The organism is Saccharopolyspora sp. NPDC002578, from assembly GCF_053592695.1.
In genome coordinates, this window is sequence record NZ_JBSFWJ010000002.1 from 163,217 (window position 1) to 184,720 (window position 21,504).

Here is a 21,504-nt window from a genome sequence, read left to right on the forward strand (position 1 = left end):
TAAATCATCCGTTCGGCATTCTTCCCGGCCCTCACGAGGCCCGCGATCGGTGCTAAACAGAAGATCAACAGCTGGTCATCGGGGGATGCGACGCGAGGGAGCGGACGTGATTCGGGAGGACATGGCCTTCGAAGCCGGGGAGGGCTTCGAAGGCAGGGAGGGCGCGCTGGCCGTCCTGCGCGGCGCGTTGCGGGAGTCCGCGCCGCGCGGGCGGCTGGTCGTCGTGCGAGGAGCAGCCGGCAGCGGGCGCAGCACCCTGCTGCGCACCACGGCGCGGCGCTGGATCGCCGAAGGCGTGCGGGCGGCGCCGGTGCGGCCGGTCAGCGGCACCCTCATCGACGGGTTCGACGCGGTGCTGCACACGCTGCGCGCGCACTTCGACCGCTTCGCCGACCCCGGACTGATCGATCGGATCAGCAAGCTGTCGCGGCTGCGCGCCCGCGCGGCCGAGGACCCCGCGGAAGGACCGGCCGTGGTGGCCGAGCTGACCGAGGTGTTCGACCGGCTCGGCAGGCTCGGGCCGACGGCGCTGCTGTTCGACGACGTCGACCGCATCGTCGACCCGGCGCTGCTGCTGATCACCGCGCGCCGCCCCGGTTGCCTGGTGGTCGCCGCCGTGCGCGACCCCGCCACCCCGGCGGGCGCGGAGCTGGCGGCGCTGGCCGACGAGGTGATCGACCTCGGCCCGCTCGACGAGCACGCCGTCGCCGCCACCGCCGGCGACGGGGTGCACCCGGACCTGCTGCGCTCGTTGCGCACCGCGCTGGGGCCGCTGTACGGGAACCCGGGCACGGTGCTCGGCACCTTGGAACGGTTGCACCGGGACCGGCGGCTCACCACGAGCCCCGGCCGGACGCGGCTGCGCGACCCCGGTTCTCCCGTGCCGCTGCCCGAGGACCACGACCTGGTGAACCGCGCCCGCGAACTGGGAGACGTGGCGCCGCGGCTGCTGGCGGCCGTCGCCGCGGTGGTCGCGCTCGACATGGACGACCTGTCCGCCGTGGCCGACGTCCTCGGCACCGAGCTCGCCACCTGCGGCCGGACCTTGGACCGGCTCGTCGACGCCGAACTGCTCGTGGCCGACGTCGACGGGCGGCTGTCGTGCCTGTGCGCGGCGCTCGCCGACTCCGCGGCGGCGGCCCACCCGGACGCGGTGCGCGGGATCCGCGCGCTCGGCACCGCCGCGCCCGTCGCGCCGCTGCGCCCGGTCGCGGCGGCGCCCCCGAAGTCCGGGGCGCGGCCGTGGACCCGCACCGAGCACCGCATCGTCGACCTCATCGGCGGCGGGCGCACCAACCGCCAGATCGCCACCGCACTCGGGGTGAGCGAGAAGACCGTGGAGAAGCACCTGACCCGGCTGTTCACCAAATCGGGCTGCCGATCCCGCGTCGAGCTGGTGACGACGCGGCTGCGCGGGGCCGCACCGGAGGAAAGGCTGGGACGCGCCTCATGACCGCAGCCGCGATCGGGTCGTCGATAGGCTGGCCCGGTGACACCGCCGGACCTGCCATCCGTCCACGACGACCCGACGGCGGCGCGCCGGTGCATCCTGCTGGTGGACGACGATCCCGACGTCGTCGAGGTGATCACGGGGTACCTGCACCGCGCGGACTACACCTCGATCGTCGCCTCCGACGGGCCGACGGGCATGGAGCTGTTCCACCGGGCCCGGCCGGACCTGATCGTGCTGGACGTCGGATTGCCCGGCCTGGACGGGATCCGGTTCTGCGAGCGGGTCCGCGCGGAGACCAGCACCCCGGTGATCATGCTGACCGGCCGGGCCGAGGAGGAGGACCGGCTGCGCGGCCTCATCGCGGGCGCCGACGACTACCTGACCAAACCGTTCAGCGGGCGCGAACTGGTGCTGCGCATCCGGGCCGTGCTGCGGCGCACCGAGGCGGCCTCGGCACCCGCGCCGGCGGCGCCGGAGCTCACCGCGGGCGACCTGGTCGTCAACGAGTCCTCGCGGGTCGTGACCAAGGGCGGACGGCCGCTCACCTTGACCAACCGGGAGTTCGACCTGCTCGTGTTCCTGCTGCGGAACCCGGGCCGGGTGCTCCGGAGGGACGAGCTGATGCGTGAGGTGTGGGACTACGACTTCGGCGGCGCCTCCACCGTCACGGTGCACATGCGCCGGTTGCGGGAGAAGATCGAGGACGATCCTTCGGATCCGGCGATGCTGATGACGGTGTGGGGCGTCGGCTACCGCTTCGACCCGCCGGGCGCCGCGCGGTGATGGACGCGAACCCGCTGCTGATCATCCTGGTCGCGATGTGCGAAGCGACCGGCATCGGACTGCTCGGTTCGGTGCTGCTGCGGCGCTTCCCGCTGGCCCAGCCGCTGCTCGGGGTCGTGCTGATCACGCTCGTCGCGATGATCACCAGCACCGGCGTGGTGGTCGTGCTGTTCGGGTTCTCCCCCGCGCAGGCCGCCGTAGAGCTGTCCGCGGCCTGCGTGGCGGCGCTGGTCTCGCTCAACGTCGGGATCCACGGCGCCGACGGGCCGCGCGTCACCGGCGGCGGGCCCGGCCACGACCTCCCGCGGCGCGACATCGTGGCCCACGCCTCGCACGACCTGCGGGCGCCGCTGGCGAGGCTGCGCGCGACCGTCGAGTCCGCCCAGGCCGACGCACCCCTCGATCAGCGGGACCACCTCGGTCGGATCAGCGCCGACCTGGACCGGCTCGGCGACCGGCTCGACGAGCTGCTGCGGCTGTCCAGGTTCCAGTCCGGCGGGCTGCACCCGCGCCCCGACCAGGTGGAGCTGGCCGGCCTCGCCCGCGACGTCGCCGCCGGGTTCGGATCCTGCACCGCGACGGTGCGGGTCGACGCCGAGCCCGTCGTGGTGCGCGCCGACCGGCCGCTGCTGGCGGAAGTCCTCACCACGCTCGTCACCGACGCCGTGCACCACTGCGGTCCCGGCGGCTCCGTCACGATCACCCTCGGCGGCGACGCGGCCTGGGCGACCGCGTCCGTGGACGCCGAACGCCCCGCCGCCGACGACACCGAGCCGCCCGGCAGGCGCGACGGCATCCGGTTCGCCCTCGCCGAGGAGATCGTGCGCGCCCACGGCGGTGCGCTCACCACCCGCCGGCTCCCGCGCGGCCACCACTCCCACATCCGCCTCCCCCGGACCTGACGGCACCGGCGTGGAGCCGGAAACGCCGCCACCGCGTGGAATTCGGAGTTCCGCCGCTCATTCCCAGTCGTGGAAGCCGCGGCCGGTCTTGCGGCCCAGTTCGCCGCGCGCGACCTTGTCGCGCAGCAGCTGGGGAGGGGCGAAGCGCTCGCCCAGCGTCGCGTGCAGGTGTTCGGCGATCGCCAAGCGGACGTCGAGGCCGACCAGGTCGGTGGAGCGCAGCGGGCCCATCGGGTGCCGGTACCCGAGCTCCATCGCGCTGTCCACGGACGCCGCGTCGGCGACGCCCTCCTCCAGCATCCGGATCGCCTCCAGCCCCAGCAGCACGCCGAGGCGGCTGGTGGCGAAACCGGGCGAGTCCCGCACCATCACCTCCGCCTTGCCGAGCCCCCGCACCCAGTCGCGGGCCCGGCCGAGCACGGCGTCGGTGGTGTCCGGCCCGGCGACCAGTTCCACCAGCTTCGAAGCGGGAACCGGGTTGAAGTAGTGCATCCCGAGGAACCGCTCGGGGCGCTGCAGCGCCGCGGAGAGACCGGCGATGGACAGCGAACTCGTGTTGCTGGCCAGCACGGCGTCGGGGCCGACGACCCGCTCGGCGCCGGAGAGCACTTCGACCTTGGTCTCGGCCAGCTCGGGCACCGCCTCCACGACCAGCTCCGCATCACCGGGCAGCGCCGCGATTCCGGTCAGCACCGCCACGCGGCCGAGCAGTTCGTCCGGGTCGGCCAGCTTGCCCCGCTGGGCGGCCCTGGCGACGGCGGCCGAGATCTTCTCCCTCGCGGCGCCCGCAGCGCTCTCGCTGCTTTCCACAATGGACACTTCTGCGCCGCCGATGGCGAAGGTCTGCGCGATTCCCGAGCCCATTCGGCCACCACCGATCACGGCGACCTTCGCCGGGATTGCTGACGTGGTCATGACTTCCTCCGCTTCCAGAACCGGGAGTCCGCTCCCGGCATCGGCATCGTCGAACAGCCGCCGCGGACCGAGGGCGTCGCGGTTCTCCGGATCGCACTCGCGATCCGGAGGCCCTCTTGCCCGGCTCGCCCACTCGCGTCGGCAGGCACCCATTTTTAACCGTCCATTCGGTCGGCGATCAAGCAGGTACCCCTGAATGCACCTCGCGCACATGACCCGAAAAGAGCAATGGACGCATCGCGAAGCGGTGATCTGCGACGACTGGACGGCCCAACCCCGTTGCGCAGAACTCCCGAGACCGGCTCACCCGAAGGAACCGCCGGAGATCCCCCATTGAGCTCCGCCCCCGAACCGATCGGTGAAACGCCCGGTTCGTCTTGCCACACGCCGATTCCGCCGCCGTCTCCGCGCGCACCACCGACGCGTTCCGATTCGAAGCGGAACGGCCGACTTCGGAGGGCGGATTCCACACGCCGATCCGCGGTTCAGCCGGAGGACTCGCGGTGCTTGTCGTGGGCGCGGCGCAACAGGTCCATCAGTTGCCACTCGTCGCGGATCGCGGCGCGATACCGGCTCGGGAGTTTCTTGATCTGCTCCTCCTCCGAGAGCAGTTTCCGGTAGGTCTGCTCCCGGACCGCCGGATCGGTCTCGTAGCCCTCGTCCAGGTAGGCCGTGGCGTGCCTGCGCGCACCGGAGACCGCGTTCTGCGCCCGCCCCTTCGGGCTCAGCAGCGACGCGATCACCGTGATCACCAGCACGCCGATGATCACGCTGAGCGAGAGCCCGGTGCTGATCTCGACGATGTGCAGCGGCTTGCCGTCGTTGATGAACGGCACGTTGTTCTCGTGCAGCGCGTGCAGCACCAGCTTCACGCCGATGAACCCGAGGATGACCGCGAGCCCGTAGGACAGGAAGATCAACCGGTCCAGCAGCCCGTCGATGAGGAAGTACAGCTGCCGCAGGCCCAGCAACGAGAACGCGGTCGCGGTGATCACCAGGTACACGTTCTGCGTCAACCCGAAGATGGCCGGGATCGAGTCCAGCGCGAACAGCACGTCGGTCCCGCCGATGGCCACCATCACCAGCAGCATCGGGGTCAGCACCCGCTTGCCGTCGACCCAGGTGGTGAGCTTGTCCCCGTCGTACTCGTCGGTGGTGTGGAAGAGGCGTTCGGCGATCCGGATGATGACGTTGTCGGCGGTGCGGTCCTCGGAACCGGCGGGCCGCAGCAGGTTCCCCGCGGTCACCAGCAGGATGAACCCGAAGATGTAGAACACCCACGCCAGCGAGTTGATCAGCGCGGCGCCGAGGAAGATGAACCCGGTCCGGGCGATGAGCGAGAAGACGATGCCGAACAGCAGCACCTTCTGCTGATCGGCGTGCGGCACCTTGAAGCTCGAAATGATGATCAGGAAGACGAACAGGTTGTCCACCGACAGGGCCTTCTCCGTCACGTACCCGGCGAAGTACTCCGTGCCCATCGTGGTGCCGCCGAACAACCACACTCCGAGTCCGAACAGGACGGCGACGCCGACGTACCCGGCCGACCAGACCGCGGCTTCCCTGATGCTCGGCGTGTGCGCCTTGCGCACGTGGAACACGTAGTCGAACAGCAGCAACCCGACGACCGCGATGATCGTCAGGACCCACACGAACCCCGGTACGTTCATGATCGCTCCGCCCGGCCGACGACGAGTTCCGAAAGGCTCCTCAGCGGTCCGCCCCCGCGCTCAGGCAGGCCAGCGCGGCCACCACCATGGCCCGGGTGCCCGCGTCGAGCGTGGGTTGCGGCACCGGCGCGAACTTCGACGAGTGGTTGCCGGGAACGTCCTGCGCGACCCGCCCCTCGCGGGCCGCGCGCTCGAACAGTTCCTGGTCGATCCCGCCGAGCGCCCAGAACGTGCTGGGGGGCGTCGAACGCGGCGGGCAGATCGCCGAAGTCCTCGCTCGCCGACCACCGGCCCATCTCGCCCACCTGGTCCGCCCCGAACTGCTCCCGCAGCGCGGCGGTGACCCGCTCGGTCACGTCGTGGTCGTTCTCGGTCAGCGGGAAGCGCGCGAACATCTCGAACTCGGGTTCCTGCGGGCAGCGCGAGGCCGCGCACTCCGCGCGGACGATCCGGTCGATCGCGTCCAGCACCTGGGTGCGGATCTGCTCGCCGTAGGTGCGGATGTTGAGCTCGATGACGGCGCTGTCCGGGATGACGTTGCTCTTCGTCCCCGCCTGCACGCTCCCCACCGTCAGCACCACCTGCTCACCGGGCGGGACTTCGCGGGCCACCACCGTCTGCAACCGGACGACGATCATCGCGGCGACCACGACGGGGTCGATCGTGGTGTGCGGCATCGACCCGTGCCCACCGGAGCCGTGCACGGTGATCCGCATGCTGTCGGCGGCGGCGAGCACCGGACCGCTGCCGGTGGCGAGCCGCCCGGCGGGCAGCGGCAGCACGTGCTGCGCCAGCGCCACGTCCGGCGCGGGGATCAGCGAGCTCAGCCCGTCCTCGACCATGCCGCGCGCGCCGTCCGCGGTCTCCTCGGCGGGCTGGAACAGCGCGATCACCGTGCCGCTCCAGTGCCCGGCGCCCGCCGCGAGCAGCTGCGCCGCGCCGAGCAGGCAGGTCACGTGCACGTCGTGCCCGCAGGCGTGCATCACCGGCGTCGGCGGGTCCCCGTCGGTGGTGGCGGTGCTGGCGTACGGCAGGCCGGTCGCCTCCCGCACCGGCAGCGCGTCCATGTCGGCGCGCAGCAGCACCGTGGGCCCCGAACCGTTGCGCAGCACGCCGATCACCCCGGTGCCGCCGACGCCGGTGTGCTTCTCGAAACCCCATTCGCCGAGGCGTTCGGCGACCTTCGAGGCGGTGCGGTGCTCCTGGTGGGACAGCTCCGGGTGGCGGTGCAGGTCCTGGTAGAACTCCTCCAGCCAGCCGGTGCCTCCGCCGTCCAGCACCGCTTGGGCAGGTGACTCAGTCGCCACGTGCGCTCCTCTCGGGTCGGCGGTCGGTACCGGAATTGTGCTGAGTCCGGCGCCCGCTCGCTCGGTCGAGGAGCCGCCCCGTCACCGCCCGCCCGGCTCCGGACCGTCGTCCTCGGTGCCCCGCCGGCCCAGCGCGGAGGGCACCTGGAGTTCGAACACCACGCCCAGCATCCGGATCGCGAAGCACGTCACCGACGCCAGCAGCACGCCCAGCAGCGAGCCGAGCCCGGCGTAGGAGGCGACCACGACGATCGCGGCGCCCACCAGCGCCGGCACCGCGTACAGGTCGCTGACCAGCACCGCGGGCACCCGCCGGATGAGCACGTCGCGCAAGGTGCCGCCGCCCACGGCGGTGACGGCGCCCAGCAGCACCGCCTGCACCCCGCCGAGCCCGAACTCCAGCGCCTTCGTCGCGCCGGTCACGCAGAACACGCTCAGCCCCACCGCGTCGAACACGACGATGATCGTGGTGAACCGCTCCAGCGGCATGCTCAGGAAGAACGCCACCAGCGCTCCCGCGGCGGCGGCCCCCAGGTATTTGAGGTCGCTGAACGTCGCGGGCGGCAGCGAGCCGATCAGCACGTCGCGGATGATGCCGCCACCGAGCGCCGTCGTCATGCCCAGCATCAGCACCCCGACCAGGTCGACCCGCACGGCCCGCACCGCGGTCAGCGCGCCGTTGAGCCCGAACGCGAACGTCCCGACCAGGTCCAGCACGAGGAACAACGACGACGGCTCCGGCATGCCAGCGGTGTCCTTCCGAATGGTCTGCGCAGCGGCCGAACCTGGGCGGCACCTCCCTGCGCGGGCGTCAGTCCTGGTGCGGTCGGTGCAGCTCGGTCTGCTTGGTGGCGGTGCCGTGGGCGAGGTGGACCGGGTAGCGGGATTCGTTGCGGTCGATCTTGGCGTGGGCGGCGTCGACCAGGTCGATGCCCGCGGCTTCGGTGAACTGGACCAGGTAGAGCAGGACGTCGGCGGCCTCGTCGGCCAGCCGCTCCTTCAGCGCGCCCTGTTCCAGGCCGTCGGCGACGGAGGCGTCGTCGAGCCACTGCAACTCCGCGATCAGTTCGCCCGCTTCACCGCTGAGCGCCATCGCGAGGTTCTTCGGGCTGTGGAACCGCCCCCAGTCGCGCTCCTGCGCGAAGGCGCGCAACCGGGACCGGAGCTCGGCGATGCTGTCCATGGCCGGTCACGGTAGCGGCGGAGGCGCGGACGCCTTCCCCCTGGGCGGCCGGAGCCGGACGGCCGGTCCACCGCTCAGCCGAGCTCGGCGAGGCGGGGGACGACCGCGCCCGCGAACTCGCCGACCATCGCCGCCGGGTCCGGGCCGGTGGGCACGATCTCGACGAGTTCGACGCCGAGGCGGGCGTAGTCGTCCATCCGGGCCAGGAATTCGTCCGGGGTGCCGAGATCGCCCGCGGCGATGATGGTCTTCTGGATCTCCACCGGGTCGCGGCCCTCCGACTCGCAGTGCCGGGCGAGGACCTCCAGCTTGTGCCGGACCTCGTCCGGGCCGGTGGCGAACAGGTTGCAGGCGTCGGCGTAGCGCGCCACCAGGCGCAGCGTCTTGCGCTCACCGCCGCCGCCGACGAGCACCCGCGGGCCGGGATGCTGGACGGGGCGCGGGCGGCAGATCGTCTCCGCCAGCTCGTAGTGCCTGCCGGTGTAGGGACCTTCTTCGTCGCTCCACATCCGGCGGCAGATCTGCAGCGTCTCCTCCAGCCGCTCGAACCGTTCCGCCAGCGGCGGGAACGGGACGCCGAGCCCGCGGTGCTCGCGCTCGTACCAGGCCGCGCCGATGCCGAGCAGCGCGCGACCCCCGGACAGCACGTCCAGCGTGGTGACGATCTTCGCCAGCAGCCCGGGATGCCGGTAGGTCACGCCCGTCACCAGCAGGCCCAGGTCCATCCGGCTGGTCCTGCCCGCGAGGAACCCGAGCGAGGTGTAGCCCTCCAGCATCGGGTCCTGGGACGTCGCGAAGTGCTCCATCTGGAACCAGTGGTCCATCAGGCTGAACCGGGTGCACCCGGCTCCTTCGGCGGCGACCGCGGTGGCGGACAGCGCCTCCGCGAGCGAGTCGGGCTCGCCGGGGAGGGTGAAGTTCGCGAAGTGGATGCCGAGCTGCACGGCGGAACTCCTCACGGATCTCGGGTGAGCGGCTCGGTGGCCGTCCGCGGACGGCCACCGAGTTCAGAACACCACCCGGGCGGGAGCGTCGCCGTTCGAAGTGGCCCCGCCGATCCGAGGATCAGCGGTCCACCGACCCGTCACGCGCCGGGTGCTGCTCCGGCGAACTGCATCGCCTTGTACGGCCAGTTGTGCTCGGTGTTCCACTGGCTGACCACCAGGTGCAGGTCGTCGAGCGTGGAGCCGGGCACGATGTAGCCGCCGTAGAGCTGCGCCACGTGACCGCGGGCGTGGTCCTCGCCGTTCCAGGCGGAGCCCTGCACCGCGGTCGCCCGCGGCGTCTCGTACAGGTTCGCGGTGGGCACGTCCATGTTCAGCACGTCGATCCGGTAGTCCCCGGCGTTGAACAGAGATAACAGCCACCGGCCGCCGACCGGGCGCAGGCACAGCTCCCCGTAGGCACCGGTGAGCGCGATCGTCGGCGGATTGCCCCACGCCCACGCGCCGTCGCGGAACCCCCAGCCCTCCCACGCACGGGGATCGGTGAGCCGGTCCGCGGGCACCCGGTGCAGCAGCAGCCCCTGGTCGCGGCGGAAACCCGTGGTGAACGCGTACACGTAACCGTCGTCGCCGAGTCCCCAGGTCAGCATCTGGAACAGGCCGCCGTGCAGGTCTCCGGGCCAGGTGGTGCCGGTGTGCTGCCAGCTCTCGCCGTTGTCGGTGGAGCTGTGCACCTCGGTCCAGTGCACGTTGCCGATGCCCTGGCACACCATGACGTGCAGGTACATCGTGTCCCCGACGGTGATCAGGTCCGTCGGGATGACGGTGCTGACGTGGCGCCCGTGGATCACGGTGTCGTGCTCGTACGGCAGCGCCTGGCCCGCGTAGGAATCAGGGCCGATCGACCCGGTCCACCCGAGGCCCGCGGTGGCGGTGGACGGGTCCGCGAACAGCACGACGGGTGACCGCCAGCCCGGCCCGCCGACGCCGGCCCGTTCGAACGTGTCGCCGAACACCGACACGATCCGCCCGTCCGGCGCGGTGGCCATCACGCCGAGGTCGGTACCTCCGATGCCGAACCGGTCGGTCACTCCGGGGCCGGTCAGGTCCTTCACCTTGCGCACCAGCGTCACGGTCCTCTCGCGTTCGCACCGGCCGTTCCGGCGCCACGGGTCCGACTGTAAGTGCGCCCGCCCCAGTGATCGCACGCCGGGAGCCGGGCTCACGCGTGCTCGTCGGCGACGGTCTCCTCGCCCGCGTCCTCGGTTTCGCCGAGCTCCGCCGGGGGGTCGATGAGCGCCCGGATTCCGGCGTTGAGCAGGGCGATCGCGGGCACCGCGAACACCGCGCCCGCCACCCCGGCACCGAGGAAACCGGCGGTGATGCCGAGGACGACGGCCAGCGGGTGCAGCCGCACGGCGTGCCCGAGGATCAGCGGCTGCAGCACGTGCCCCTCCAGCTGCATCACGCCGACGACGATGGCGAGCACGATGAGCGCGGGCAGCGGGCCGGTGGTGACCAGCGCCATCAGCACCGCGATCGAGCCCGCGATCATCGCTCCGACGTAGGGCACGAACGCGCCGATGAACACCAGCGCCGCCAGCGCCGCGGCCAGCGGCACGCCGACGATGGCGCAGCCGACGCCGACGCCCACCGCGTCCATCAACGCGACCGCCGCGCTCGCCCGGACGTAAGCGACCAGCGACTCGAACGCGTGCCGCCCGGCCACGTCGACGCGGTCCCGGACGTGCGCGGGCACGGTGAGATCGAGGACGAACCGCCAGATCGACCGGCCGTCGCGCAGGAAGAAGATCAGCGTGAACAGGGCGATCAGCAACCCGCTGCCGACGCTGAGCACGGTGCTCGCGGTGTTCAACGCCCCCGCGGTGAGGCTGTTCTGGCTGCCGCGCAGGTAGTCGGTGACGCGCTGCACCCCTTGGTCGAGCTGTCCCTGGCTGAGCCGCAGCGGCCCGGTCCGGAGCCACTGGTGGACGCTCTCCACGGTGTGCGCGGCCTGCTCCTGCAACCCGGGCAGTCCGTTGATCACGGTGAGCACGACGAGCGTCAGCACCCCGCCCACCACGACGAGCCCCAGCAGCAGCGCCAGCACCGTCGCGAGGGTCCGCGGTACCCCGACGTGGTCCATCCGGTCCACCAGGGGCGCGAGCAACGCCGCGAGCAGCATCGCGATGCCGAGCGAGATCACCAGCTCGGACAGCACCAGCGCGATCCGGCCGAGCACCACGAGCACCGCCGCCACCGCCAGCAGCCGCCAGCTCACGGCCCCGGCGACGCGCAGCCCTCGCGGCACGGCCGGTCCGTCCCGTTCCTTCCCCACTTCTTCCACCAGCACGTGATCGGCCGAACGGTGCCGCGTTTAAACATCCGGCCGCTCGATCGGGGTGACGAGTGCCGCGCGAACGCTCCACCCGCGCGAACGAAGCACGACGGAGCAGTTTCCCAATTCCAACAGCGCTCGTCATATTCCTTCTCCGTGAATTACGATCACCACCGCCCAAGTTGAATATTCCTCATCGAGACGTCCTCATCGCACCGAATGCCCCAGCAGGCGGGGAATGCGGACTTCCCGCGACCGTTCAGGACCCGTGAAAACCTCTCGACGAAATCGATCAGAACTCCCCTCAGCCGCATACTCCGCGAAGAACGCGCAGGTGACGCAGCAGGTGACCGATGTAATCGCGTCAAATCGCCCGAGCTCGGAGCGGGCATTGTTGTGTGCCCCAACGTACTCGCGAGCACCAGAACAATTGCCGAACAACAGCGCCGATCGCGATGATTCCGGAACGCGCCGCAACGAGGGGTCAGCGGAGCGGATCCATCATTCGACCCAAGGGGAAATCGTGATCACCAAGACGAAGAAGACCGCCCGCGGCGCGGCCGCCGCAATCATCGCGGCCGCCGCCTTCACCATGGTCGGGCCGGTCGGAACCGCGTTCGCCATCAACCAGGTCGCCTGCGCTCCGGGCGAGAACTTCCTGAAGATCTGGTCGCACGCGAGCAACGGTCCCGAGAAGGTCACCTGCTACGCGAACGGCGGGAAGATGGACTTCGGCGGCCGGTGGATCAGCAAGGTCTCCACGGGGAACAACACCTTCGTCTACTACGACGACAACGGCGACGTCCTGAAGATCGACAAGTGGAACAACGTCAAGTTCAACAACGAGCCGAAGGTCAACGCGATCGAGATCCGGTGACGGATCGGCGGGTCGGCGGGCGGCACGGTCGCTGCGGCTGACCGATCGCGGCCGCTCCGGTTCGCGGGGGAACCGGATTCCCGCACCGCCCGCGTTCGCCGGCCACGTCTTCCGGGACGTGGCCGGCATCGTCGATGCCGCGCTCCGCTCGGGGACCCTGCCGGGGCGTGGTTGTCGGTGGTGTCTGGTTCCATCGGGGGCGGATGATCATTCTGCTCGGGTGGAGGTGCGGACGTGCGGGAGGCGACCGGGGGTTCGGTGGCGCGCTGGATGGAGGTGTACCTGGAACACCTGCAGGCCAGGAAGCTCGCCGCGAACTCGTTGCGGGCCTACCGGCTCGATCTCGACTCGGTGGGCGGGGCGCTCGCGGAGGTCACCGGCGCGCGCGTCGGCGAGCTGGCGATGGCGGCGGTGACGGCGTCGCAGCTGCGGTCCGCGTTCGCGCGGCACGCCGCCGCCCGCTCGGCGTCGTCGGTGACGCGGGCCTGGTCGACGTGGAACGGGTTCTTCGGCTTCCTCGTCGTCGAAGGCGCCGTCGGGGGCAATCCGATGCAGGTGGTGCCGAAACCCCGCAGCGCGCCGTCGACGCCGAAACCGCTGCAGGGCGAGGACACCCCAGAGCGATTGCTGCGGCTCGTCGCCGAAGGCGGGCGCCGCGCCCGGAACCCGTGGCCGGAACGGGACCTGGCGGTGCTGGCCGTGCTGCTGTGCACGGGAGTCCGCTCGGCGGAGCTGCTCGACCTCACCGTCGCGTCCCTGGCCGGGCGGCCCGGCGACCGGCGGCTGCACGTGCACGGCAAGGGCGGCAAGAACCGCTCCATCCCCATCGAAGGCGCGCTCGACGAGGTCGTCGGCGCCTACCTGAGTTCGCGGCGCGTGCGGTTCGGCGAGCGGCTGCCCGGTGCCGAGCCGCTGTTCGTCGACCACCGGGGCGAACCGCTGCGCCGCGGCGGGCTCCAGTACCTGGTGCGCCAGTCGTTGCGCGCCGCCGGAATCTCCGACCGGGTGCAGCGGGGCGCGATGGTGCACGCGCTGCGGCACACCTTCGCGACCCGGCTGGCCGAGGACGGCGCGAACGCGGCGGAGATCGCGAAGCTGCTGGGCCACGCGTCGATCAACTCCAGCCAGACCTACATCGACGTCACGGCCCGGGAGCAACGCCTCTCGGTCCGCGCCAACCGCACCCACCGAGTCCTGGGCGAACTCGCACCCCGCGAGGGGTGAGGCGGCCCGAACAGGTGCCCGTGGTTCCTCCGCGGGCGCGAAGCGGATCGAACGATCAGTCCGCGAGCGCCCTCAACGGCCGGAGCCTTCGGCCGGGGAGCCGCCCCAGCGGCCGGTGTCGGTGGCGAGGCCGTAGACCGCGCCCTGCGGGTCGGCGATGACGACGACCTCGCCGAGCACGGGGTGGTGCAGGCCGTCCACGACCCGGCCGCCGCCTTGGACCGCGCGGTTCGCCGCGAAGTCCACGTCCTCGGTGGCGAAGTGGCACAGCCAGTCCCAGCGGCCGTCGACGCACCGCCCGGAACGCGCGGAGAGCAGGCGGCCACCGGTGAGGTAGCGCCCGTCCTGCACCGCCCAGCCCAGCGTCGGCGCCCAGAACGCGTCCGCCCGTTCCGGGGCACCCGTGCACAGGTCCAACCAGCAGGGCTCGCCGCGGCGCGGCCCCGGCGCCCACGGGCCGTGCTGGGCGCGGCCGGTCACCATCCGCGCGGTGACCTCGTCGGGTCCGACGAGATCACCGTCGTGGCGCGCGCCGGCGAACACCACGTACCAGCCGGGGCGCACACCGTGCGTGGCGGGACGCATCGAGGCGCAGTGCCGCTCGCCGACCCAGCACTCGAAACCGCCCGCCGCCGAGTCCCACACCCGCCAGCCCAGCAGGTTCTGGTGGAACAGCGCCGCACCATCCAGGTCGGTGGTGATCAGTTCAACGCGACGCAGACCGCGCACGGCGGTGGGCTGGGGCACAGCGGGGTCGTCCTTCGAGGTCGGGCAAGAGCCGTTGAGGCTCCATCCTGTCCTCCGAACGTGGAACGGACAATGCTCCATTCGGCCCTATGGTTCGGCGTGATCGGACTTTTCGATCACACTCCGGCGTCAACGGCCTACCGCGTACCCCTGCATGCCGCGCGGATTCGCCGCCGCGGAGAGGATGCCGGTCTCCGGGTCGCGCGCGACCGCGCTGAGCCTGCCCTCCGACCACGGCTCCCCCACGGCCACGTCGTGCCCGCGGCGCCGCAGCTCGGCGATCGCCGAGTAGCCGATGCGGGACTCCACGGTGACGGCGCCGGGACGCATGGCGCGCGGGTAGAACGAGCCGGGGAAGCTCTCGGAGTGCCAGTTCGGCGCGTCGATGGCGCCTTGCAGGTCGTAGCCGCCGCGCACCTGCTCGCGCAGGGCGACGGAGAGGAAGAAGTGCGTGCTCCACTGGTCCTGCTGGTCGCCGCCGGGAGTGCCGAACGCGAGCACGGGTTCGTCGCCGCGCAACGCCAGCGACGGGGTCAGGGTGGTGCGCGGCCGCTTGCCGGGGGCCAGCGAGTTCGGCAGGTCCGGGTCGAGCCACGCCATCTGCAAGCGGGTGCCCAGCGGGAAGCCGAGTTCGCCGATCACCGGGTTGGAGTGCAGCCAGCCGCCGCTGGGCGTCGCGGCGATCATGTTGCCCCACCGGTCCACGATGTCCAGGTGGCAGGTGTCGCCGCGGGTCTCACCGCTGCGCGCCACCGTGGGTTCGCCCGCGCCCGCTGGCGCGATCAGGTCCAGCGGCCCGTGCTGCACCCGCTGGGCGTGCGCGCTGAGCTTGGGGACGCGTCCGCCGGGGCTGCCGGGGCGGAGCTCGGTCGAGGCCCGCTCGCCGATGAGGGCGCGGCGCTGGTCGTTGTAGGCGGGGTCGAGCAGGTCGTCGACGGTGACGTCGGTGCTGTCGCCGTACCAGGCCTCCCGGTCGGCCATCGCGAGCTTGGTGCCTTCGATGAGGGTGTGCAGGTATTCCGGGGTGTCGAGGTCGAGCGCGTCGGGCAGCAGCGCGAGCTGCTGCAGCAGCACCGGACCTTGGCTCCACAGCCCGGCCTTGCAGACGGTCCAGCCGTTCCAGTCGTAGGTGGCGGGTTCCTCGTAGGTGGCGGTGAATCCGGCGAGGTCATCACCGGTGAGGGTGCCGGCGTGCCGCCCCCCTGAACTGTCCATCGTGGACTGAGCGGCGGCGTCGGCGAGAGCTTCGGCGATGAACCCCTCGCGCCACACCCGCCGGGCCGCGTCGAGCTGCGCCTCGCGGGACGCCCCGGCGGCCTCGGCCTCGGCGAGCACGCGGCGCCACGTCCGCGCCAGCGCCGGGTTGCGCAGCAGCGCACCGGGCGCGGGCGGCTCACCGCCGGGCAGGTAGAGCTCGGCGGAGGCGGCCCACTCCGAGGTGAACAGCTCGCGCACCGTGCGCACGGTCTGCCCGATGCGCTCCACCGCCGGGTGCCCGTTCTCGGCGTAGCCGATGGCGTACTTGAGCACGTCGGCGAGGGTTTTCGTGCCGTGGTCGCGCAACAGCAGCAGCCACGCGTCGAACGCGCCGGGCACGGCCGCGGCCAGCGGCCCGGTGCCGGGAACCAGTTCCAGCCCCAGGTCGCGGTAGTGCTCGATGGTCGCCCCGGCGGGCGCCGGGCCCTGCCCGCACAGCACGGTCGGCGCACCCCCGGCGGGGGCGAAGATGATCGGGACCTCACCGGCCGGACCGTTCAGGTGCGGTTCCACGACGTGCAGGACGAACCCGGCCGCCACCGCCGCGTCGAAGGCGTTGCCGTCGTCCTCCAGCACCGCCATCGCGGCCGAGGACGCCAGCCAGTGCGTCGAGGACACCATGCCGTGCGTGCCCTGCAGGGTCGGTCGGGTGGTGAACAACCTGGTCCTTCCGCCGGTCGGGTCCGGGACAGTCAACACCACGACCGGTCGGAGATCCAAGCACGGATGCACCGGCATCCCCGCCCGTCACGACCTCCGCGCCGGTCAACCTCCCGGCGAGATGCCGAAGACCTCCAGCACGGTGTAGACGCCGAGCACCGTGATCGCTGCACTGCTGAGCACGAGCGCCGCGGTCAGCCACCGGCTCGGTCCACTTCGGTGCTCCGCAACCGCCTCCTCACGGAGTGCCGCCATGACCTGAATCCGCTGACCTCCTACCTTTGATCCTGTCCTTCCAGGTGGACGGCGTCGTTGATCCTTGTCCTGTCAGCGGCGAAGCCGCTGAGCAGTGACCACCATGCCCACCAGCACCGCCGCGGGTTCTCAGCGTTCTTCTCGCTGCGGTTCCGCCACCCGACCCGCTGCGCCGGACGAGATCAGATCCTCCCGCCGACTTCGGGGCACTGTTCGCGGGTCGTGTCCAGGAACGCGGCGAGCACCGGGGAGCGGTCCCGCGTCCGGAACGACATCACCAGTTCCGGCAGGTCGATGCGCGGGCGCACTTCGCTGATCCAGGTGTCCGGGCGGGGGGCGGCGCGCACGCAGGCCGGGACGAGGCCCACGCCGAGGCCGCACGCGGCGAGCCCGACGATGGTGTGCACGTCGCGGGCCTCGGTGGCGCGGCGGAGCGCGGGCGCGTCCTCGCCGAGCAGCTGGCGCAGGCCGGCGCGGACGTAGGGCTCCTCGTCGGCCGGGGTGATGATCAGGGCCTGCTCGCGCAGTTGTTCCGCGCGCACCGCGGCCTGCCCCGCGTAGGGGTGGGCGGAGCCGACGACGGCGACGAGCCGGTCGGTGCCGACGGTGACCGAGGTGAGGTTCTCGGCTCCCGCGCCGCGAGGGGCGCCGCGCCCGATGGCGAGGTCGAGGTCCCCGGCCAGCAGCGCGGCGGCGCTGTGCGCGGTCGACAGTTCCTGCACCTGCATCCGCACGTCGGGGTGCTCGCGACCGAAGCGGCCCAGCAGCCGCGGCAGCAGTTCCAGCAGCGCCGAGCCGATGAACCCCAGCCGCAGCCGACCCGTTTCGCCGCGCGCGGCCCGTCCGGCGTCTCCTGCTGCGGCCGTCATCTCCGCCAGCGCCCGCCGCGCCCGGTCCAGGAACGCCTCCCCCGCCGCGGTCGGGAACACGCCGTGCGGCGTGCGGTCGAACAGCGGGGCGCCGACTTCCCGTTCCAGGGCGGCGATCTGCTTGGACAGCGGGGGTTGCGCGATGCCGATGGCGGTGGCCGCGCGGCCGAAGTGCTGGTGTTCGGCGAGGGCGAGCGCATAGCGCAGGTGCCGGGCTTCCACCTGGCGAGCCTACGCCCCTTCATTCCGGTGAGATATCACGAACGCGCTTGCGAGATATCCCGGTGGATCGGCGCGTGATCGGCGGCTGGACTGGGCGTGCGCTCGGGATCACGGGCGCACGCCCAGCAGGAAGAGCAGCACCATGACTGATTCATCCACAGTGGACGCCGTGTTCGTGCTCGTGCACGGAGCTTGGCACTCGTCCGCGCAATGGGCGGCCGCGCAGCGCGCCCTCACCGCTCGCGGCGCCGCGAGCGTCGCCGTCGACCTGCCCGGACACGGCTTCGACGCGCCGCTGCCGAGCGGTTACGCCGAACCCGGCCAGCCCGGACTGGACACCGAGAAGTCCGCGCTGGCCGGCATGACGATGGACGAGGCCGCGGCCGCGATCGTCGCGGTGCTGCGCGGTGCGCGCCGGCATTCGCAGGTGGTGCTCGTCTCGCACAGCGCGGGTGGCGGCCCGGCCTCGCTCGCGGCGGAACTCGCGCCGGAACTGGTGGACCTGCAGGTCTACTTGTCGGCGTTCGTCCCGGCCGGTCGGCCCCGGTTCGCCGACTACATCACCGCACCGGAGAACGCCGACGCGCTCGGCGCGAGCCTGTACATCGGCGATTCCGAGGCCCTCGGCGCGATGCGGATCAACCCGCTGTCCACCGACCCCGACTACGTCGAGGAACTGCGCCGCACCCACTACAGCGACACCCCGGCGGCCGCGTTCACCCGCTGGCGGCACGCGTTGAGCCCGGACCTGCCGATCGCGATTCCGACCACCGCGGTCACCGTGACCGCCGACCGCTGGGGAGCCGTGCCGCGCGCCTTCGTGCGCTGCGCATCGGACCGGGCCCTCGCTCCCGCCACGCAGGACCTGATGATCGCCGAAGCCGACGCGGCCATGCCCGAGCACCCCTTCGCGGTCAGCACGCTGCCGGGCGGGCACACCCCGTTCGCCGCCCGTCCGGACGACCTGGCCGCCGCGCTGATGTCGGTGCTGCGCCGCCCGCGGGCCGCCGAGTGATCTCCACAGGTAGCGGCGAAGCCACCGCGGCCCGGCCAGGGCTCGCGAACCGGCTGGTGCTGCCGATCGTGCTCACCGCGACGTTCATGCAGCTGCTCGACGTCACGATCGCTCAGGTCGGACTCCCCGCCATCCAACGCGACCTGCGAATCGGGCCGGGAGCCGCGCAACTGGTGCTGGCCGGGTACACGCTCACCTACGCTTGCACGCTGGTCCCGGCGGGGCGGCTGGGCGACCGATACGGATATCGGCGCCTGTTCACCACCGGTGTAGTGCTGTTCGTCCTCGCGTCGGCGACCTGCGCGGCCGCCCCCACCGGTGAGCTGCTGGTGCTCGCGCGGCTCGTGCAAGGCGTGGGGCAGCGGGCTGATGGGGCCGCAAGTCCTGTCGATCCTCCAATCCGAGGTGCCCGTCGCGCGCCGTCCGCACGCGCTGGGCCTGCTCACCGCGACGATGGGCATCGCCTCGCTCATCGGTCCGGCGCTGGGCGGCGTGCTGCTCGCCGCCGCCCCGCACGAGTTCGGGTGGCGGCTCGTCTTCCTGGTGAACGTCCCGGTCGGCCTGCTAGCGCTGGCCGGAAGCCGCCTGCTGCCTCGTGGCCGGACCGCCGCAGGAGTCACCGTCGACTGGCTGGGCGCCGTACTGGCCACGACGGGACTCGGGTCGCTGATCCTGCCGGTCGCGCTCGGCCGGGATCTCGCGCCCTGGTCGACGTGGGCCTGCTTCGCGGTTTCCGGGACGGTCCTCGGCGCGTTCGCCCTGACTCAGCGCCGCGCCCGCGATCCCCTGCTGCACCCGAGCGTGCTGCGCGACCCCACTACCCGCACCGGGATCCTGCTGGTGCTGATGTTCAACGCAGGCCTCCCCTCGTTCAACTACCTGCTGCTGATGCACTTGCAAATCTCCGCTGGCCACAGCGCACTGGCGGCCGGGCTGCTCAACGCGCCCTATCCGATCGCGGCGATCGCGGGCAGCCGGGTCGCTCCCCGGCTCGCCGCCCGCTTCGGTCCCCGGTTGCTCGCCGTGGCGGCGGCGTTGTTCGCCGCGGCGGCCTCAGCGCTCATCCTCGGAATCTCCTCGACCTGGGCGACCCTCGCGCTGCTGGTGCCTGCCGGGGCCGCGTTCGGGGTGTTCACCGCCTCGGCATTCACCCTGGTGCTGTCCGGAGTGGAGCCCGCGGCGGCGGGCTCGGCCGCAGGATTGCTGCCGACAGCCCAGCAGCTCGGCGGTTCGCTCGGCGTGGCGCTGGCCGGTGCGACGTACTTCACGGCCGGGCAGTCCTTCGGGCACGCCATGGCCTACGAGGCGGCAGTGTTCCTGTGCACCGCGGGAATAGCACTGCGCGTGCGACGTTGAACGTTTCAGCCTCGGTCGTGCGCCGGCATCGCGATCGAGGTTCTCGAACCGACCGCACAAGGAGCAGCGAGTGGGCAACAGCGACGAAGCAGTGGAATTGAGCCCGACCGACTGGGTTCAGGACCAGACGAAGAAGATCCGCGAGACCGGGACCACCGAGGGCTTGGACATCAAGGGCTCACCGATCGTGCTGCTCACGTTGCGCGGCGCCCGGACCGGGAAGCTGCGCCACACCCCCGTGATGCGGGTCGAGCACAACGGCAGCTACGCGGTCGTCGCCTCCAAGGGCGGTGCGCCGGAGCACCCCACCTGGTACTACAACATCAAGGCCCACCCCGAGTTCCCGCTCCAGGACGGCGCCACGACCAAGGACTACGTCGCCCGCGAGGTCGAGGGTGCCGAGCGCGCCGAGTGGTGGGAGCGCGCGGTAGCCGCCTTCCCGTCCTACGCCGAGTACCAGGAGAAGACCGACCGCCACATCCCGGTCTTCGTGCTCGACCCCAAGTGACCTGACGCAGGCCCCGTTCGGAACGGCCTGCGCAGGAGTCCGGGTGCGGAACCTCAGCGGTTTCCTCGCGAGGACGGCTTTTCCCTCGTGGCGGAGCCATTGGGAAAAATGATCCCGCAGCGAGGAAACCGCTGAGGTTCCGCCACCCGACTCCTGCGCAGGCCAAGACCAACGATCCTCATCCGTCCAGGGCGGTGATGCGGTCGTTGAGGTAGGCGTCCCAGTTGTCGGCTCGGTTGCGCAGGTGGGGGCGGACGTTGTCGTCGGTCTGCAGCATGAAGCGGTTCGCGAGGATCGCCTCCGCCACCTGCTCGCCGACCTGTTCCGGTTGCAGCGCCTCGAATTCCGGGCCGGGCCCGCGCGTCGTGGTCTCCGGACCGAACGAGCGGATCGACCCGGCGATACCGGTCACCACCGGTCCGGGGCACAGCACGGTGACGCCGATGCCCTGCGGTCGCAGGTACAGCGCGAGCCCTTCGGAGAGCTGGATCAGCGCCGCCTTCGAGGCCGCGTAGGGCAACCGGTCGTAGGAGTAGGTGAACAGCCCGGCGAACGACGCGGTGTTCACCAGGTGCCCCGAGCCCTGCTCCACCAGCAGCGGCAGGAACGCGGAATTGCTGCGCACCACCGACATCAGGTTGACGTCGAGCACCCGCTGCCACTCCGCGACCGGGATGTGCTCGGGAAGCCCCCTGGTCAGCACTCCGGCGTTGTTCATCACCACGTCGACCCGGCCGAACGCGTCCGCAGTGGAGTCCCGCAGCGCCTCGAACGCGCCCTCCGCCGCCACGTCACAAGGCACCGCGAGCGCGGACCCGCCGGTCGCCGCGATCTCACCGGCCACCCGTTCCGCGCCCGCCGCGTCGATGTCGGCGATCACGACCCGCGCGCCCCGGTCGACCAGGGACCACGCGGTGGCCCGGCCGATCCCGCTCGCCGCTCCGGTGATCACCGCGACCTTGTCCCGCAACGTCTCCACGGTCGTCCTCCTAGCGCTGGTCGATCATCGTCGAACCTAC

21 protein-coding genes and 1 pseudogene are annotated in these 21,504 nt (G+C 71.8%); 9 read left to right on the forward strand and 13 right to left on the reverse strand.

What is annotated here, in order from left to right; genetic code table 11:
- Positions 1-106: 106 nt before the first annotated feature.
- The 3 genes from ACWD38_RS02315 to ACWD38_RS02325 are packed head-to-tail and all read left to right on the forward strand — an operon-like array spanning position 107 to position 3,138.
- The gene (locus ACWD38_RS02315; protein ID WP_450123160.1) at positions 107-1,453 is read left to right on the forward strand and encodes a helix-turn-helix transcriptional regulator; all 1,347 of its coding nucleotides are present in this window, start codon (positions 107-109) and stop codon (positions 1,451-1,453) included.
- Positions 1,454-1,489: 36 nt separating this feature from the next.
- On the forward strand, positions 1,490-2,236 hold the full coding sequence (locus ACWD38_RS02320; RefSeq protein WP_343071337.1) for a response regulator transcription factor: 747 nt from the start codon (positions 1,490-1,492) through the stop codon (positions 2,234-2,236).
- Positions 2,236-3,138 (forward strand): sensor histidine kinase, encoded by a 903-nt coding sequence (locus ACWD38_RS02325; RefSeq protein ID WP_450123161.1) that lies wholly within the window; start codon positions 2,236-2,238, stop codon positions 3,136-3,138. The genes ACWD38_RS02320 and ACWD38_RS02325 overlap by 1 nt, the downstream gene beginning before the upstream one ends.
- Before the next feature lie 57 nt (positions 3,139-3,195).
- Here ACWD38_RS02325 and ACWD38_RS02330 read toward each other — a convergent pair whose 3' ends face one another.
- From ACWD38_RS02330 to ACWD38_RS02365, 8 genes are all read right to left on the reverse strand, one after another.
- Entirely contained in the window at positions 3,196-4,053 is an 858-nt protein-coding gene (locus ACWD38_RS02330) for a 3-hydroxyacyl-CoA dehydrogenase family protein (RefSeq protein WP_184478831.1), read from the reverse strand.
- 485 nt (positions 4,054-4,538) lie between these two features.
- Entirely contained in the window at positions 4,539-5,723 is a 1,185-nt protein-coding gene (locus tag ACWD38_RS02335) for a TerC family protein (protein WP_450123162.1), read from the reverse strand.
- The gene (locus tag ACWD38_RS02340; RefSeq protein WP_450123163.1) at positions 5,720-7,030 is read right to left on the reverse strand and encodes an amidohydrolase; all 1,311 of its coding nucleotides are present in this window, start codon (positions 7,028-7,030) and stop codon (positions 5,720-5,722) included. The genes ACWD38_RS02335 and ACWD38_RS02340 overlap by 4 nt, the downstream gene beginning before the upstream one ends.
- An 81-nt stretch (positions 7,031-7,111) precedes the next feature.
- Positions 7,112-7,774, reverse strand: a complete 663-nt coding sequence (locus ACWD38_RS02345) for a trimeric intracellular cation channel family protein (RefSeq protein WP_450123164.1) — start codon at positions 7,772-7,774, stop codon at positions 7,112-7,114.
- Positions 7,775-7,841: 67 nt separating this feature from the next.
- Positions 7,842-8,213 (reverse strand): nucleotide pyrophosphohydrolase, encoded by a 372-nt coding sequence (locus ACWD38_RS02350; protein ID WP_184478827.1) that lies wholly within the window; start codon positions 8,211-8,213, stop codon positions 7,842-7,844.
- Between the two features lie 74 nt (positions 8,214-8,287).
- Positions 8,288-9,157, reverse strand: a complete 870-nt coding sequence (locus ACWD38_RS02355; protein ID WP_450123165.1) for an LLM class F420-dependent oxidoreductase — start codon at positions 9,155-9,157, stop codon at positions 8,288-8,290.
- A gap of 140 nt (positions 9,158-9,297) precedes the next feature.
- Complete coding sequence (locus ACWD38_RS02360; RefSeq protein WP_343071336.1) at positions 9,298-10,281, reverse strand: DUF4185 domain-containing protein; 984 nt, start codon at positions 10,279-10,281, stop codon at positions 9,298-9,300.
- A gap of 98 nt (positions 10,282-10,379) precedes the next feature.
- Positions 10,380-11,504: an AI-2E family transporter gene (locus ACWD38_RS02365; protein ID WP_450123166.1), complete on the reverse strand. Its 1,125-nt coding sequence runs from the start codon at positions 11,502-11,504 to the stop codon at positions 10,380-10,382.
- A 514-nt stretch (positions 11,505-12,018) separates the two neighbouring features.
- Here ACWD38_RS02365 and ACWD38_RS02370 point away from each other — a divergent pair.
- Positions 12,019-12,372, forward strand: a complete 354-nt coding sequence (locus tag ACWD38_RS02370; protein ID WP_450123167.1) for a beta/gamma crystallin domain-containing protein — start codon at positions 12,019-12,021, stop codon at positions 12,370-12,372.
- A gap of 234 nt (positions 12,373-12,606) precedes the next feature.
- On the forward strand, positions 12,607-13,596 hold the full coding sequence (locus ACWD38_RS02375; protein ID WP_425503543.1) for a tyrosine-type recombinase/integrase: 990 nt from the start codon (positions 12,607-12,609) through the stop codon (positions 13,594-13,596).
- A 72-nt stretch (positions 13,597-13,668) separates the two neighbouring features.
- Here ACWD38_RS02375 and ACWD38_RS02380 read toward each other — a convergent pair whose 3' ends face one another.
- From ACWD38_RS02380 to ACWD38_RS02395, 4 genes are all read right to left on the reverse strand, one after another.
- Complete coding sequence (locus ACWD38_RS02380) at positions 13,669-14,343, reverse strand: VOC family protein (protein WP_450123168.1); 675 nt, start codon at positions 14,341-14,343, stop codon at positions 13,669-13,671.
- Positions 14,344-14,472: 129 nt separating this feature from the next.
- Entirely contained in the window at positions 14,473-16,260 is a 1,788-nt protein-coding gene (locus ACWD38_RS02385) for a gamma-glutamyltransferase family protein (RefSeq protein ID WP_184478822.1), read from the reverse strand.
- A gap of 105 nt (positions 16,261-16,365) precedes the next feature.
- Complete coding sequence (locus ACWD38_RS02390) at positions 16,366-16,515, reverse strand: hypothetical protein (RefSeq protein ID WP_184486149.1); 150 nt, start codon at positions 16,513-16,515, stop codon at positions 16,366-16,368.
- 182 nt (positions 16,516-16,697) lie between these two features.
- A complete protein-coding gene (locus ACWD38_RS02395) occupies positions 16,698-17,606 on the reverse strand; it encodes a LysR substrate-binding domain-containing protein (protein WP_184478821.1) in 909 nt (302 codons plus the stop codon).
- Between the two features lie 142 nt (positions 17,607-17,748).
- Between ACWD38_RS02395 and ACWD38_RS02400 the strand changes: the two genes are divergently transcribed.
- The 4 genes and pseudogenes from ACWD38_RS02400 to ACWD38_RS02415 all read left to right on the forward strand — a co-directional run bounded on the left by ACWD38_RS02400 (position 17,749) and on the right by ACWD38_RS02415 (position 20,485).
- Positions 17,749-18,621: an alpha/beta hydrolase gene (locus ACWD38_RS02400; protein WP_184478820.1), complete on the forward strand. Its 873-nt coding sequence runs from the start codon at positions 17,749-17,751 to the stop codon at positions 18,619-18,621.
- Between the two features lie 68 nt (positions 18,622-18,689).
- Positions 18,690-18,959, forward strand: a pseudogene (locus tag ACWD38_RS02405) (MFS transporter); the annotation flags it as partial.
- Positions 18,940-19,977: an MFS transporter gene (locus ACWD38_RS02410; RefSeq protein ID WP_450123169.1), complete on the forward strand. Its 1,038-nt coding sequence runs from the start codon at positions 18,940-18,942 to the stop codon at positions 19,975-19,977. The pseudogene ACWD38_RS02405 and the gene ACWD38_RS02410, both read left to right, overlap by 20 nt.
- 70 nt (positions 19,978-20,047) lie before the next feature.
- Complete coding sequence (locus ACWD38_RS02415) at positions 20,048-20,485, forward strand: nitroreductase/quinone reductase family protein (protein ID WP_184478819.1); 438 nt, start codon at positions 20,048-20,050, stop codon at positions 20,483-20,485.
- A gap of 178 nt (positions 20,486-20,663) precedes the next feature.
- On the opposite strand, the gene ACWD38_RS02420 is transcribed toward ACWD38_RS02415, so the two are convergent.
- On the reverse strand, positions 20,664-21,464 hold the full coding sequence (locus tag ACWD38_RS02420) for an SDR family oxidoreductase (protein ID WP_450123170.1): 801 nt from the start codon (positions 21,462-21,464) through the stop codon (positions 20,664-20,666).
- Positions 21,465-21,504: the final 40 nt, after the last annotated feature.